Here is a 13,602-nt window from a genome sequence, read left to right on the forward strand (position 1 = left end):
GGGGAGGCGCGGCGCTGGAGACGGAGGCAGCACGAATCCTAACGGCATGCCAAAGAAAAAAACGGCGCCCGAGGCGCCGTCGTTCCCAAACCGATGCGCAAGCGCGATCAGGCTTCGCCCTTCACCTTCAGCCGCCACGCATGCAGCAGCGGCTCGGTGTAGCCGCTCGGCTGCTCGATGCCCTTGAACACCAGGTCCTGCGCCGCCTTGTACGCGGCCGAGGTTGCGAAGTGGCCGGCCATCGGCTGGTACACCGGATCGCCCGCGTTCTGCTCGTCGACCACCTTGGCCATGCGCTGGAAGGTCTCGTCGACCTGCGCCTTGGTCACCACGCCGTGCAGCAGCCAGTTGGCGATGTGCTGGCTCGAGATGCGCAGCGTGGCGCGGTCTTCCATCAGGCCCACGTTGTGGATGTCGGGCACCTTGGAGCAGCCCACGCCCTGGTCGATCCAGCGCACCACGTAGCCGAGGATGCCCTGCACGTTGTTGTCGATCTCCTGCTGCTTCTCGGCCTCGGTCCAGTTGGCCGCGGGAGCGATCGGCACCTGCAGCAGCGCGTTCAGGATGTTGTCGCGTTCCGCGTCGGCGTCGATCTTCTCGAGTTCCTGCTGCACGGCCGTGACGCTCACCTGGTGGTAGTGCAGCGCGTGCAGCGTGGCGGCGGTGGGCGAGGGTACCCAGGCGGTGTTGGCGCCGGCCTTGGGGTGCGCGATCTTCTGCTCGAGCATGGCGGCCATCAGGTCGGGCATGGCCCACATGCCCTTGCCGATCTGCGCCTTGCCGCGCAGGCCGCACGAGAGGCCGACCAGCACGTTGTTCTTCTCGTACGCGCCGATCCAGGCGCTCGATTTCATGTCGCCCTTGCGGATCATCGGGCCGCCGTGCATGGCGGTGTGCATCTCGTCGCCGGTGCGGTCGAGAAAACCGGTGTTGATGAAGGCCACGCGCGCGGCGGCCTCGGCGATGCAGGCCTTGAGGTTCACGCTGGTGCGGCGCTCCTCGTCCATGATGCCGAGCTTCACGGTGTTGGCGGGCAGGCCGAGCAGCTGCTCGACGCGGCCGAACAGCTCGCTGGCAAAGGCCACTTCGGCCGGGCCGTGCATCTTGGGCTTGACGATGTAGATGCTGCCGGTGCGCGAGTTGCCCTTGCGCTTCAGGTCGATCATGGCGATGGTGGTGGTGACCACCGCGTCGAGGATGCCTTCGGGGATTTCCTTGCCGCCCGCATACAGCACGGCCGGGTTGGTCATCAGGTGGCCCACATTGCGCAGGAACATCAGCGAGCGGCCGTGCAGCTTCACGGGCTGGCCGTCGGCGCCGGTGTATTCGCGGTCGGGGTTCAGGCCGCGCGTGAAGGTCTTGCCTCCCTTGGCGACTTCCTCGGTGAGCGTGCCCTGCACGATGCCGAGCCAGTTCGAGTAGGCGACCACCTTGTCGGCCGCGTCGACCACGGCCACCGAGTCCTCGAGGTCGAGGATGGTGGAGAGCGCGGCTTCGAGCACCAGGTCGCTGACGCCGGCCGCATCGCCCTTGCCAATGGGCGTGCTGCGGTCGATGCGGATGTCCAGGTGGATGCCGTTGTGCTTGAGCAGCACCGACGACGGCGCGGCCGCATCGCCCTGGTAGCCGACGAACTGCGCGGGGTCGGCCAGGCCGGTGCTGCTGCTTTGCAGCGCGACGACCAGCTTGCCGTCCTTCACGCTGTAGCCGGTCGCCATCTTGTGCGAGCCGTTTTCGAGCGGCGCGGCCTGGTCGAGCACCTTGCGCGCGAACTCGATGACCTTGGCGCCGCGCACGGGGTTGTAGCCCTTGCCCTTTTCGGCGCCATCGGTTTCGGGAATGGCATCGGTGCCGTAGAGCGCGTCGTACAGCGAACCCCAGCGCGCGTTGGCGGCGTTGAGCGCGTAGCGGGCGTTGAGGATGGGCACCACCAGCTGCGGGCCGGCCTGCAGCGCGAGCTCGGAATCGACGTTCGCGGTGGTGGCCTTCGCGCCCTTGGGCTGCGGCAGCAGGTAGCCGATCTTCTCGAGGAAGGCGCGGTAGGCCGGCATATCGGCGATGGGGCCGGGGTTCTTCTTGTGCCAGGCGTCGAGCTCGGCCTGCAGGCGGTCGCGTTCGGCCAGCAGCGCGATGTTCTTCGGCGCGAGGTCATGGACGATGGCGTCGAAGCCTTTCCAGAAAACCTCGCTGGCCACGCCGCTGGCGGGCAGGACCTTGTCTTCGATGAAGCGATGAAGCTCGGTCGCAACCTGGAGGCCGTGGGTGGTGGTGCGGGCGGTCATGTTTTTCTCTCCTTGAGAACGGTGCAATGCTGAATGAAATGAGAAGCGGTGTCTGTCAGAAGAACCCGAGCACGTCGCGCAGGCTGCTGCCGATGCGTTCGGGCTGCGTGCCGAGTTCTTCGAACGGAAGCTGGTAGCGGTTGACCCAGAGCGTGCGGAAGCCGAACCAGGTGGCGCCGAGCGCGTCCCAGCCGTTGCAGCTCACGAACGCGATGCGCTCGGGCGGCAGGCCGGTGGCGGCGACGCCGAGCTGGTAGGCATCGGGATGCGTCTTGTATTTGCGGATGCCGTCGACGCTCAGCACATGGCCCAGCAGGCCATCGAGCCCGGCGCTGCGCACGGCGGCGTCGAGCATGCCAGGGTCGCCGTTCGAGAGGATGCCGGTGACCACGCCGCGCGCCTTGAGTGCCGCAAGCACTTCGCGGCATTCGGGAAAGGCCGTGAGCGTGCGGTACTGGTCCATCAGCTGCTGCTCGACGGCTTCGGTCAGGTCGAGGCCCAGCCGCTTGCAGGTGTAGCGCAGCGCGGCGCGCGTGAGTTCGCCGAAGGGCCGGTAGTGCGCGCCGTGGTTGCTGGTGGTGACGAGGCGCGTGTATTCGATCTGCTTGTCGCGCCAGCCCGCGGCCAGCGCCTGCCCGTGGCCGGCGAACAGCCGCTCGGCCGTCTGCCCGACGCTGTAGACGTCGAACAGGGTGCCGTAGGCATCGAAGAGCACTGCGCCGGGTTGATCCATGGCTTGGACTTTATTCGATACTTTGCCGACAAGTAATAACCAAGATCGGGATTTATCAGTGACAAAAATGAGGGTAATTGCAGGAAGACCTGCGTTTTCTCCTCCTTTTTGTCAGAGGGTTCCGCTCAGCTCGCGGGCCGCCGCGCGCACCGGCTCGATGTGGCGCGCGTCGTAGCGGTGCGCCGGCATCGTCAGCGTGACCGCCGCGGCCAGGCGACCGTCGGCATGGAACACCGGCGCCGAGATGCCGGCCAGCTCGGCCGTGCGGTCGCCCACCAGCGCGCAGTAGCCCTGGGCGCGGATCGCGTCGTACAGCTTGCGCTCATTGGCGCCGCGCGGCCGTTCGGCCTCGGGGCCGAAGGCGATCAGCACGCGCGCGCCGGCGCCGCGGTCATTGGGCAGCAGGTCGCCCGCGCGCACGTGGTCGCGCACCTCGTGCGACGAGTCGACGCGGAACTGGCACAGCCGCACCCAGCTGTCGCCCTGCGCCTGCCGCACGTGATACGCCGCGCTCTCGCCCGTCGTTGCGGCGAGCGCGCGCAGCACCGGCAGCACGATGCGCTCCAGTGACAGCGAGGCCGCATAGAGGCCGTGCAGCCGCGCGATCTCCGTGCCCAGTGCATAGCGCCCGTCGTCCTGCCGGCGGATCAGCCGCGCATGTTCGAGCGAGGCCAGAAGCCGCAGCACCGTGCTCTTGTAGAGCTGCGTGCGCTCGGCAAACTGCGCGAGCGACAGTGCCTCGTCGCCGGGCCGGAAGGCCGAGAGCAGGCTCAGCGCGCGATCGACCGCGGCCGCGCCGCCGGGCGCGGCATTGAGGTCTGACACCGATTCGGTCTGGGCTTTGCGGGGCATGGCGTCGGCTTGACAGGGAAGGTCGTTCGGCGGTTTAATTCTGTTTAATGGAATTTAGTTCTGTAAGATAGAACTGTCAAGCGATCGCTGTCCCATCAATGTCCGATCGCTCCAAGGAGACAAAACCGATGACGCCCCCCGATGTCCTCATCAGCGAGGTCGGCCCGCGCGACGGCCTGCAGTCGGTCAAGGCCACCATGCCCACGGCCGACAAGCTGCGCTGGATCGATGCGCTCCACGCGGCCGGCGTGCGCGAGATCGAGGTCGCGTCCTTCGTGCCCGCCAAATTGCTGCCGCAGATGGCCGACGCCGCCGAGGTGGTGCGCCACGCCGTCACCTTGCCCGGCCTCACCGTGATGGCGCTGGTGCCCAACCGCAAGGGCGCGCAGGCGGCGCTCGAAGCGGGCGTGCACAAGCTCACGATGCCGGTCTCGGCCAGCGTGGCGCATTCGCTCGCCAACGTGCGCAAGACGCCGACCGAAATGGTCCTGGAAGTGCACGCCATCTCCGAGCTGCGCCGCGCGATGGCGCCACATGTGAGGCTCGAGGCCGGCATCTCCACCGCCTTCGGCTGCACGCTGCAGGGCTTGGTGCCGGAGGACGACGTGATCCGCCTCGCCGCGCAGTGCATCGAGGCCGGCGCGGAAGAAGCGGGCCTCTCGGACACCGTCGGCTATGCCAACCCCGCACAGGTGCGCCGGCTCTTCCGGCGCCTGCGCGCCGAGCTCGGCACGCACGCCGGCGCCGCCCACATGCACAACACGCGCGGCCTCGGCATCGCGAACTGCCTGGCCGCCTGGGACGAGGGCGTGCGCACCTTCGACGCCTCGCTCGGCGGCCTCGGCGGCTGTCCCTATGCACCCGGCGCGTCGGGCAATGCGGTCACCGAGGACCTCGTCTTCATGTTCGAGGCCATGGGGGTGCGCACCGGCATCGACATTCAAAAGCTCATCGCGGCGCGCGCGCCGCTCATGGCCGGCCTGCCCGGCGAACCGGTCTACGGCATGACGCCCGAGGCCGGCCTGCCCAAGGGCTTTGCCGTCCAACAGGAAACCACCGCACATGCCTGAATCCCAACCCCTGCCGTACGCCGGCGTCCGCGTCGTCGAGTTCACCCACATGGTGATGGGCCCGACCTGCGGCCTGCTGCTGGCCGACCTCGGCGCCGAGGTCATCAAGGTCGAGCCCATCGAAGGCGACAGCACGCGCCGCCTGCTCGGCTCGGGCTCGGGCTTCTTCCCCACCTTCAACCGCAACAAGAAGAGCATTGCGCTGGACCTCAAGACACCAGAGGGCGTGGAGGCCGCGCTGCGCCTCGTCGCCACGGCCGACATCGTGAGCGAGAACTTCAAGCCCGGCACCATGAAGAAGCTGGGCCTGGACTACGACAGCCTGAAGCCGCTCAACCCGCGCCTGATCTACGTGAGCCACAAGGGCTTCCTGCCCGGCCCGTACGACCACCGCACCGCGCTCGACGAGGTGGTGCAGATGATGGGCGGCCTGGCCTACATGACCGGCCGCGCGGGCGACCCGCTGCGCGCGGGCACCAGCGTGAACGACATCATGGGCGGCATGTTCGGCGCCATCGGCGCGATGGCGGCGCTGCGCCGGCGCGAACTCACCGGCAAGGGCTGCGAGGTGCAGTCCGCGCTGTTCGAGAACAACGTGTTCCTGGTCGCGCAGCACATGATGCAGTTCGCCGCCACCGGCAAGGCAGCCGACCCGATGCCCAGCCGCATCTCGGCCTGGGCCGTGTACGACGTGTTCACCGTGAAGGACGGCGAGCAGATCTTCCTCGCCGCGGTGAGCGACAAGCAATGGGCCATCTTCTGCAAGGCCTTCGGCCTGGAAGAAATGCTGGCCGACCCGCGCTTGAAGACCAACAACGACCGCGTGCTCGCGCGCGACTGGATGATGCCGATCCTGCGCTCGCACCTGGCCGGCTACAGCGCGGCAGAGCTCAGCGCGGTGTTCGAGCAGAACGAACTGCCCTTCGCGCCCATCACCAGGCCGCAGGCGCTGTTCGACGATCCGCACCTGAACGCCACCGGCGGCCTCGCGCCCGTGCGCATGAACGACGGCCACATGGCCAAGGTGCCGCTGATGCCCTTCACGCTCGACGGCGAGCGCCCCGGCATCCGCCTGCAGCCGCCGCGCATCGGCGAGCACACCGGCGAGCTGCTGAGGGAAGTGGGCTACAGCGAGGAAGAGATCGCCGCGTTCGAGTCGCGCCAAGCCGGCATTGCCCGCTGAACCCGGGCGACACCCGGGAGAAGCCGGCATATATAGTTCGGGCGCCATGGACCGCCTGAAGCAGCTCGAATCCTTCGTCTCGGTGGCGACCCGCGGCGGTCTCACGGCCGCGGCCAAGGCCGAGGGCGTGGCGCCCGCGATCATGGGGCGGCGGCTCGATGCGCTCGAGGCGCGGCTGGGCGTCAAGCTCCTGGTGCGCACCACGCGGCGCATCACGCTCACGCACGAGGGCAGCGCCTTTCTCGAGGACTGCCAGCGCCTGCTGACCGAATTCGCCAATGCCGAGGCGAGCGTGAGCGCCGGCGGGGTCAAGGCCAGCGGGCACCTGCGCGTCACGGCGCCGGCCGGCTTCGGCCGCCGCCACGTGGCGCCGCTGGTGCCGCGCTTCCATGCGCTGCACCCGGAGGTCACGATCTCGCTCAACCTGAGCGACCGCGTCGTCGATGTGCGCGGCGAGAGCTTCGACTGCGCGGTGCGCGTGGGCGACATGCCCGATTCGTCCTTGGTCAGCGTGCGGCTGGCCGACAACCGCCGCCGCTGCGTCGCGACGCCGGAGTTCGTGCGCCGCCATGGCATGCCGCGGCATCCGAACGAACTGTCGCGCTTCGCCTGCCTCACGCTGTCGAGCGACGCCTCGCAGACGCGCGGCTGGGCGTTCCGCGTCCCGCGGACCGCCCAGGGGCAGGAGCAGGAGCGCCCACCCACGGCTGCTGGCGAGGAGGGCGGCGAAGAGCTGATCTACCTGCGGCCCGAAGGCCCGCTCGATTGCTCCGACGGCCAGGTGCTGCACGACTGGTGCCTGGCCGGCCACGGCATCGCCTGGCGCAGCACCTGGGAAGTCGAGGCCGAGATCGACGCCGGCCTGCTGGTGCCGCTGCTGGACGAATTCGCCGCGCCGCCCAACGGCATCTACGCGGTCTTCGCGGGCACCAAGCACCTGCCGCTGCGGGTGCGACTGTGGCTTGATTTCCTCAAGGAGCAGTATGGGCGGCCCGAATTTTGGGGCGGCAGGGGGTAAAGCGCGCGAGCGGCATCACAATCTGCAAGCATTTGCAACCCCATTGAAGAAGAAAGCCATCGATGACCCTCGAAGCCATCCTCGCCTACCTGCACTTGCTGGCCATCCTCACGATGGTCGTCTTCATCTCGAGCGAAGCGGCGCTGTGCCGCGTGCAGTGGCTCAATGCCGCCGTGGTGGAGCGGCTCGCCAAGGTCGACATGGTCTACGGCATCGCCGCCATCGCGGTGCTGGCCACCGGCATCGCCCGCACGGTGTGGGGCGTGAAGGGCACGGCGTGGTATTGGACCAACCCGCTGTTGCATGTGAAGCTCGGCCTGTTCATCATCGTCGGCGTGCTCTCGATCTTCCCGACGCTCACCTATTTCCGCTGGCGCAAGGCGCTGCGCGCCAACGGCACGCTGCCGGCCGAGGCCGACGTCCGCAAGACGCGCAGGCTGGTGATGGTGCAGGCCCACCTGATCGCGCTGATTCCGCTGGTCGCCGTGTTCCTCGCGCGCGGCTTCGGCAAGTAGGCCCGCATGGGACGCGCCGGCATCCAGCTTCTGTTTGCCGGCACCATCTTCAGCAGCGCGTTCCTGCTGTTCCTGGTCCAGCCGCTGATCGCCAAGCAGATCCTGCCGTGGTTCGGCGGCTCGGCCGCCGTGTGGTCGATCTGCATGGTGTTCTTCCAGGCCGTGCTGCTCGCGGGCTATGCGTACTCCGACTGGGTCACGCGCCGCCTTCGCGTGCGGACGCAGGCCGCGCTGCACGTGGGGCTGCTGCTGGCGAGCCTGGCGTTCCTTCCGATCGTGGTGGCCGCGCGCTGGAAGCCCACCGGCGCCGAAGACCCGGCATGGCTGATCCTCGGGCTGCTGCTCGCGACCATCGGCCTTCCGTACTTTCTTCTGTCGACCACCGGCCCGCTGGTGCAGTCGTGGGTGGCGCGCACGCCCTGGAGCGCGCGGGTGTACCGGTACTTCTCGCTTTCCAACCTGGCGTCGCTGCTGTCGCTGCTGAGCTACCCGGTGCTGATCGAGCCGCGCAGCTCGCTGCTGCAGCAGGCAGGGGGATGGTCGTGGGGCTACGGCCTGTTCGTGCTGCTGTGCGCCGGCACGACATTGCTCGTGGCCTACCGATGGCCGGCGGCCGAGCCGGCGCCGTCGGCGAAGGGCCAGGCCGCGGCCGCCGACGGCAGCGAGAAACCGCTGCGCTGGTCTGACGGCCTGCTTTGGCTCGCGCTGCCGGCGCTGGCGTCGTGGCTGTTGCTGGCCGTGACCAACCACATCACCCAGAACGTTGCGGCGGTTCCGTTTCTCTGGGTGTTGCCGCTGTCGCTGTACCTGTTCACCTTCGTGCTGTGCTTCGAGAGCGACCGCTGGTACCGGCGCGGCGTCTTCCTGCCGCTGGCAGCGGGCGTGCTGCTGCTGTGCGCCTTCGGGCTGCAGAACCACGTCGGCTCGGATGTGCGCACAGGACTGCCGATCTATGTCGGCGGCCTGTTCGTGCTGTGCATGTTCCTGCACGGAGAAACCGCCAGGCTGCGGCCGGCGCCGCGCTATCTCACGCGCTTCTACCTGATGCTCGCGCTCGGCGGCGCCCTGGGCGGCGCCATGGTCGGGCTGGTGGCGCCGCATGTGCTGCCGGCGTACTACGAGCTGGGCATCGGCCTGGTGCTGACGGCGCTTGCGGCGGCCGCCGTTCTGCGCCAGCGGATCTGGCTGCGGGTTTCCGGCGTGGCATTGGCGGCCGGATGCGCGTACTTCCTGATGGCGCAGATCGCGAGCGACAGGTCGGACGCGCGCCACCTGATGCGCAATTTCCACGGCGCGCTGATCACCTTCGACGTGCGGCGCCTCCATCCGTCGGACAGCGTGCGGCTGCTGTCGCACGGCTCCATCAAGCATGGCGAGCAGTTCCTGGACCCGTCCCGCCGGCGCGAACCCACCACCTACTACGGCGCCACCTCCGGCATCGGCCGCGCGATGGCCGCCGCGCCCGATGAACCGCGCCGCGTGGGACTGATCGGCCTGGGCGCCGGCACGCTCGCGAGCTACGGCCGAAGCGGCGACGTCTACCGGATCTACGAGATCAATCCGCAGGTGTTCGAGCTCGCGGACAGCGAATTCACCTTCCTGCGCGACAGCCCCGCGCGCATCGAGCGCGTGCTCGGCGATGCGCGGCTGGCGCTGGAGCGCGAGCCGCCGCAGGGCTTCGACCTGCTCGCGGTGGACGCCTTCTCGGGCGATGCGGTGCCGGTCCACCTGCTCACGGCGCAGGCCATGGACGTCTACCTGCGGCACATGAAACCGGATGGCGTCGTGGCCTTTCACGTGACCAACCGCTTCCTCGAACTGGCCCCCGTGGTCGCGCGGATCGCCGAGCGGAAGGGCCTGCATGCGGTGCTCGTGAGCGACGACGCGCGAGCCTCGAAATCACTCGACCCGACCGACTGGGTGCTGGTGGCGCGCGACCCGACCGTGCTGGCGCGCGAGCCCTTGCGCGGCGCGGCCTCGCCCGTTGCGCTGCGCGCCGGCGCCCGCCCCTGGACCGACGATTTCAACAACCTGCTGGGCGTACTGAAGTAGCAGCCGCCGGCGCGGCCCTGAAAAAAGCCCGCGCGCGGCGGGGCTTTTTCTTTCTTGGCGCGCAATCTTCAGCGCGCCGTGGCGTCAGGCCTTGGCGGCATCCGCTTCGCACTTCTTCATGAAGCTGCTCTTGGCGGCACCCGCCAGCGCCTTGCCATTCTTGTCGACCGCCTTGGCCGCACAGGCGGGCGCCGCGGCCGCCTTGGCGTCCTTTTCACACTTCTTGACGAAACTGGTCTTGGCGGCGCCGGCCAGGGCCTTGCCGTTCTTGTCGACCGCCTTGGCCTCGCAGCCGGTGCCCGCGGCGGCTGCCGTGGCGGCGGGTGCGGCCGCCGGCGCGGGCGCCTTGTCTTGTGCCTGCGCGGCGCCGAAGGAAAGGCAGGCGCCCAGGGCGACCAGGGAAAGGAACTTCTTCATGGTGACATGTCCTTGCAAGTATGGTTTTTGACAGGTGCCCCGCCCCGGGGCTGCCCATCGTAACGGGCGAAGCCGCGCACCGGATGACGATCGTTAACTGGCGTGGGTTGGCCCCCCGGTAAAATTCGCAGATGCTATTGGTCAAACAGGAGCTGCTCGCGGCGCTCGCGAACACGCTCGAATCCCTCTCGCCCGGCGCTGGCTCCAAAGCCGCGTTCGAGTCGCCCAAGGTGGCTGCCCACGGCGATTTCGCCAGCACGGCCGCCATGCAACTCGCCAAGCCGCTCGGGCGCAAGCCGCGCGAACTGGCCGAGGAGCTCAGTGCCGCGCTGCTCGCCACCCCGGTTTTCGGCCAGTGGGTCGAAGCCATCGAGGTCGCCGGCCCCGGCTTCCTCAACATCCGCCTCAAGACCGCCGCCAAGCAGCAGATCGTGCGCGAAGTGCTGGCCGCCGGCGGCGCCTTCGGGCAGCAGCCCGCCACCGGCGAAAAGGTGCTGGTCGAGTTCGTCTCGGCCAACCCGACCGGGCCGCTGCACGTCGGCCACGGCCGCCAGGCCGCGCTCGGCGACGCCATCTGCAACCTGCGCGCCTCGCAGGGCGACACCGTCTGGCGCGAGTTCTATTACAACGACGCCGGCGTGCAGATCCAGACGCTGGCCCACAGCACCCAGCTGCGCGCCCGCGGCTTCAAGCCCGGCGACCCCGAATGGCCGAGCGGCGAAAGGGCGCCCGCCTACAACGGCGACTACATCGCCGATATCGCCGAAGACTTCAAGGCGAAGAAGACCGTCAAGTCTCATGAGCGCGAATACACCGCCAGCGGCAACATCGACGACCTCGAGTCCATCCGCGAATTCGCCGTGGCCTACCTGCGCCGCGAGCAAGACCTGGACCTGCAGGCCTTCCGCGTGCGCTTTGACAACTATTACCTCGAATCGAGCCTCTACACCAGCGGCCGCGTCGAGGAGGCGGTACGCAAGCTCGTGGCCGCCGGCAAGACCTACGAGCAGGACGGCGCGCTGTGGCTCCGGTCGACCGACTACGGCGACGACAAGGACCGCGTGATGAAGAAGCAGGACGGCACGTACACCTACTTCGTGCCCGACGTCGCCTATCACATCGCCAAGTGGGAGCGCGGCTTCCATAAAGTGGTCAACATCCAGGGCACCGACCACCACGGCACCATCGCGCGCGTGCGCGCCGGCCTGCAGGCGGCAGGCGTCGGCATTCCCGAGGGCTACCCCGACTACGTGCTGCACACCATGGTGCGCGTGATGAAGGGCGGCGAAGAGGTCAAGATCAGCAAGCGCGCGGGCAGCTACGTCACCCTGCGCGACCTGATCGAGTGGACCAGCACCGACGCCGTGCGCTTCTTCCTCTTGAGCCGCAAGCCCGACACCGAATACACCTTCGACGTCGACCTGGCGGTGGCCAAGAACAACGACAACCCCGTGTACTACGTGCAGTACGCCCATGCGCGCATCTGCTCGGTGCTGGCGGGCTGGGGCGGCGATGCGGCCGCCCTCAAGGACGTGGACCTGTCGCCGCTCGAAAGCCCGGCCGCGCAGGCGCTGATGCTGCTGCTGGCCAAGTACCCGGCCATGCTCACGGCCGCCGCCAAGGATTTCGCGCCGCACGACGTCACCTTCTACCTGCGCGAACTGGCGGCCAGCTACCACAGCTACTACGACGCCGAGCGCATCCTGGTCGACGACGAGCCGGTCAAGCTGGCCCGGCTCGCGCTCGTCGCGGCCACCGCGCAGGTGCTGCACAATGGCCTCGCGATTCTCGGCGTCAGTGCGCCGAGCAAGATGTGAACTGACTATGAAGAAGACAACCAGACAACGCGGCAACATCGTCATCGGGCTCATCGTCGGCCTGGTGCTGGGGTTGGGTGTCGCGCTGGGCATCGCGGTCTACGTGACCAAGGTGCCGATCCCGTTCGTGACCAAGACCCAGCGCGGCGGCGCCGAGCAGGACGAAGCCGAAGCCCGCAAGAACCGCGACTGGGACCCCAACGCGCCGCTGGCAGGCAAGGCCGGCGCGCCCAAGCCGCCGCCGGCCGCGGCCGGCCCGGTGGCGCCACCGGCCGGCGGCGACACCACCGCCGTGGCACCGGGTGCGGCGCCGCCCGCTCCGCCGGTGCCGGTGGTGGTGGCTCCGAAACCCGCGCGTCCGGCCCCGGTGCCGGCCGAGGCCAATTCCCTGCCGCCGTCGAACGATCCGCTCGGCGACCTGGCCCGCGCGCGCGCCGGCGGCAGCACCACCACCGCCTCCGCCGCGCCCAGCAGCAACAGCGCGGCGCCGGGTGCCGATCCGTTCATGTACTTCGTGCAGGCGGGCGCCTTCCGCACCACCGACGATGCCGAGGCCCAGCGCGCCAAGCTGTCGCTGATGGGCGTCGAGGCCCGGGTCACCGAGCGCGAGCAGGCCGGCCGCACGGTCTACCGGGTGCGCGCGGGCCCGTTCAACAAGAAGGACGAGGCCGATCGCCTGAAGGAGCGGCTCGACAGCGGCGGCCTCGAATCGGCGCTCGTGCGCGTGCAGCGCTGAGCTCGCCGGCAGCCGCCACGGATATTCTTTAAGCTTCGCCGCGCGGCACGGGCCGCCGCCAGGATCGTCCTGGGCATGCCGCATGCGGGAACTCCGCGCGGCGCGCCGGCTCAGTCTGCCGTACCCAACAGGAGAACTCTTTCAATGAAACGTCGTGACTTTTCGCTGGCCGCCACCTCGCTGGGCCTGCTTTCGCTGGCTGGCAACACCGCGCACGCCCAGGCGCGCGTACCCAAGGCCGGCACCGAGTACCTGGTGCTCGACAAGCGCGTGCCGGTCGACGCGCCGGCCGGCAAGGTCGAGGTGATCGAGTTCTTCTCGTACAACTGCCCGCACTGCAACGACTTCGAGCCGCAGCTGGAAGCCTGGCTCAAGACGGCCCCCAAGGAAGTGGCTTTCCGCCGCGTGCCCGTGCCTTTCGTGGGCAACGACGTCGAGGCCAAGCAGCGCCTGTACTACGCGCTCGAAGCCATGGGCAAGATCGACGAATTCCAGCCGAAGGTCTTCGACGCGATCCACAAGCAGCGCCAGAACGTGAACGGCGATGCCAACATCATTGCCTGGGCCTCGGCCAACGGCCTGGACGGCGCCAAGTTCAAGGAAGTCTTCACCTCCTTCGGCGTGGCCAGCAAGGCCAAGCGCGCCGCGCAGCTGACCGACGCCTACAAGGTGGCCGGCGTTCCGGCGCTGGCGGTGGCCGGCCGCTGGTACGTGGACGGCGAACTGGCCGGCAACATGACCAAGGCGCTGCAAGTCACCAACTACCTGATCGGCGAAGCCAGGAAAGGCTGACCCCCCGGGGCTGCGCGGCACTTCGTGTCCGCTGTCCCACCCCCTTGCAGGGGCAGCACCTGCGGCCCGGCCAAGCCGGTTCCGCGGTGTCTCCCGATGGGGACACCGGCCCGCCTCGGCGGGCCTTTTTCATCG

At 68.7% G+C, this 13,602-nt stretch carries 12 protein-coding genes; 8 read left to right on the forward strand and 4 right to left on the reverse strand.

The window, feature by feature from the left end; all coding sequences use genetic code 11:
• Nucleotides 1–107: 107 nt before the first annotated feature.
• The 3 genes from EJO66_RS14530 to EJO66_RS14540 form a co-directional block, all read right to left on the reverse strand.
• Nucleotides 108–2,282 carry a malate synthase G gene (locus tag EJO66_RS14530; protein WP_124958530.1) on the reverse strand — a complete coding sequence of 725 codons (2,175 nt, stop codon included), beginning with the start codon at nt 2,280–2,282 and terminating at the stop codon, nt 108–110.
• 55 nt (nt 2,283–2,337) lie between these two features.
• Nucleotides 2,338–3,015, reverse strand: coding sequence for a haloacid dehalogenase type II (locus EJO66_RS14535; protein ID WP_124958531.1), 678 nt, complete (start codon nt 3,013–3,015; stop codon nt 2,338–2,340).
• A gap of 111 nt (nt 3,016–3,126) precedes the next feature.
• Nucleotides 3,127–3,867 (reverse strand): IclR family transcriptional regulator, encoded by a 741-nt coding sequence (locus tag EJO66_RS14540; protein ID WP_125965487.1) that lies wholly within the window; start codon nt 3,865–3,867, stop codon nt 3,127–3,129.
• Nucleotides 3,868–3,995: 128 nt separating this feature from the next.
• Between EJO66_RS14540 and EJO66_RS14545 the strand changes: the two genes are divergently transcribed.
• The 5 genes from EJO66_RS14545 to EJO66_RS14565 all read left to right on the forward strand — a co-directional run bounded on the left by EJO66_RS14545 (nt 3,996) and on the right by EJO66_RS14565 (nt 9,705).
• Complete coding sequence (locus EJO66_RS14545; protein WP_124958533.1) at nt 3,996–4,937, forward strand: hydroxymethylglutaryl-CoA lyase; 942 nt, start codon at nt 3,996–3,998, stop codon at nt 4,935–4,937.
• Nucleotides 4,930–6,120 (forward strand): CaiB/BaiF CoA transferase family protein, encoded by a 1,191-nt coding sequence (locus EJO66_RS14550; RefSeq protein WP_124958534.1) that lies wholly within the window; start codon nt 4,930–4,932, stop codon nt 6,118–6,120. Before EJO66_RS14545 ends, EJO66_RS14550 begins: the two co-directional genes overlap by 8 nt.
• A 46-nt stretch (nt 6,121–6,166) precedes the next feature.
• Nucleotides 6,167–7,138, forward strand: a complete 972-nt coding sequence (locus tag EJO66_RS14555; protein ID WP_124958535.1) for a LysR family transcriptional regulator — start codon at nt 6,167–6,169, stop codon at nt 7,136–7,138.
• Nucleotides 7,139–7,200: 62 nt separating this feature from the next.
• On the forward strand, nt 7,201–7,653 hold the full coding sequence (locus EJO66_RS14560; RefSeq protein WP_124958536.1) for a DUF2214 family protein: 453 nt from the start codon (nt 7,201–7,203) through the stop codon (nt 7,651–7,653).
• Between the two features lie 6 nt (nt 7,654–7,659).
• Complete coding sequence (locus EJO66_RS14565; RefSeq protein WP_125965488.1) at nt 7,660–9,705, forward strand: spermidine synthase; 2,046 nt, start codon at nt 7,660–7,662, stop codon at nt 9,703–9,705.
• A gap of 84 nt (nt 9,706–9,789) precedes the next feature.
• Here the strand turns inward: EJO66_RS14565 and EJO66_RS14570 are convergent, their stop codons facing one another.
• Nucleotides 9,790–10,122 carry a hypothetical protein gene (locus EJO66_RS14570; protein ID WP_124958538.1) on the reverse strand — a complete coding sequence of 111 codons (333 nt, stop codon included), beginning with the start codon at nt 10,120–10,122 and terminating at the stop codon, nt 9,790–9,792.
• A gap of 131 nt (nt 10,123–10,253) precedes the next feature.
• Here EJO66_RS14570 and argS point away from each other — a divergent pair, with 131 nt between their 5' ends.
• The 3 genes from argS (at nt 10,254) to EJO66_RS14585 (ending at nt 13,467) form a co-directional block, all read left to right on the forward strand.
• Nucleotides 10,254–11,939, forward strand: a complete 1,686-nt coding sequence (gene argS, locus EJO66_RS14575; protein ID WP_125965489.1) for an arginine--tRNA ligase — start codon at nt 10,254–10,256, stop codon at nt 11,937–11,939.
• 7 nt (nt 11,940–11,946) lie between these two features.
• Entirely contained in the window at nt 11,947–12,675 is a 729-nt protein-coding gene (locus tag EJO66_RS14580) for an SPOR domain-containing protein (protein WP_124958540.1), read from the forward strand.
• Between the two features lie 144 nt (nt 12,676–12,819).
• Nucleotides 12,820–13,467 carry a thiol:disulfide interchange protein DsbA/DsbL gene (locus EJO66_RS14585; RefSeq protein WP_124958541.1) on the forward strand — a complete coding sequence of 216 codons (648 nt, stop codon included), beginning with the start codon at nt 12,820–12,822 and terminating at the stop codon, nt 13,465–13,467.
• Nucleotides 13,468–13,602 lie beyond the last annotated feature (135 nt).

This window comes from Variovorax beijingensis, from assembly GCF_003951285.1.
Classification (GTDB): domain Bacteria; phylum Pseudomonadota; class Gammaproteobacteria; order Burkholderiales; family Burkholderiaceae_C; genus Variovorax; species Variovorax beijingensis.

Bases quoted from the DNA above. Each gene is read 5' to 3' on its own strand.
- EJO66_RS14530 (WP_124958530.1), bottom strand. From the start codon at position 2,282: ATGACCGCCCGCACCACCACCCACGGCCTCCAGGTTGCGACCGAGCTT.
- EJO66_RS14535 (WP_124958531.1), bottom strand. From the start codon at position 3,015: ATGGATCAACCCGGCGCAGTGCTCTTCGATGCCTACGGCACCCTGTTC.
- EJO66_RS14540 (WP_125965487.1), bottom strand. From the start codon at position 3,867: ATGCCCCGCAAAGCCCAGACCGAATCGGTGTCAGACCTCAATGCCGCG.
- EJO66_RS14545 (WP_124958533.1), top strand. From the start codon at position 3,996: ATGACGCCCCCCGATGTCCTCATCAGCGAGGTCGGCCCGCGCGACGGC.
- EJO66_RS14550 (WP_124958534.1), top strand. From the start codon at position 4,930: ATGCCTGAATCCCAACCCCTGCCGTACGCCGGCGTCCGCGTCGTCGAG.
- EJO66_RS14555 (WP_124958535.1), top strand. From the start codon at position 6,167: ATGGACCGCCTGAAGCAGCTCGAATCCTTCGTCTCGGTGGCGACCCGC.
- EJO66_RS14560 (WP_124958536.1), top strand. From the start codon at position 7,201: ATGACCCTCGAAGCCATCCTCGCCTACCTGCACTTGCTGGCCATCCTC.
- EJO66_RS14565 (WP_125965488.1), top strand. From the start codon at position 7,660: ATGGGACGCGCCGGCATCCAGCTTCTGTTTGCCGGCACCATCTTCAGC.
- EJO66_RS14570 (WP_124958538.1), bottom strand. From the start codon at position 10,122: ATGAAGAAGTTCCTTTCCCTGGTCGCCCTGGGCGCCTGCCTTTCCTTC.
- argS (WP_125965489.1), top strand. From the start codon at position 10,254: ATGCTATTGGTCAAACAGGAGCTGCTCGCGGCGCTCGCGAACACGCTC.
- EJO66_RS14580 (WP_124958540.1), top strand. From the start codon at position 11,947: ATGAAGAAGACAACCAGACAACGCGGCAACATCGTCATCGGGCTCATC.
- EJO66_RS14585 (WP_124958541.1), top strand. From the start codon at position 12,820: ATGAAACGTCGTGACTTTTCGCTGGCCGCCACCTCGCTGGGCCTGCTT.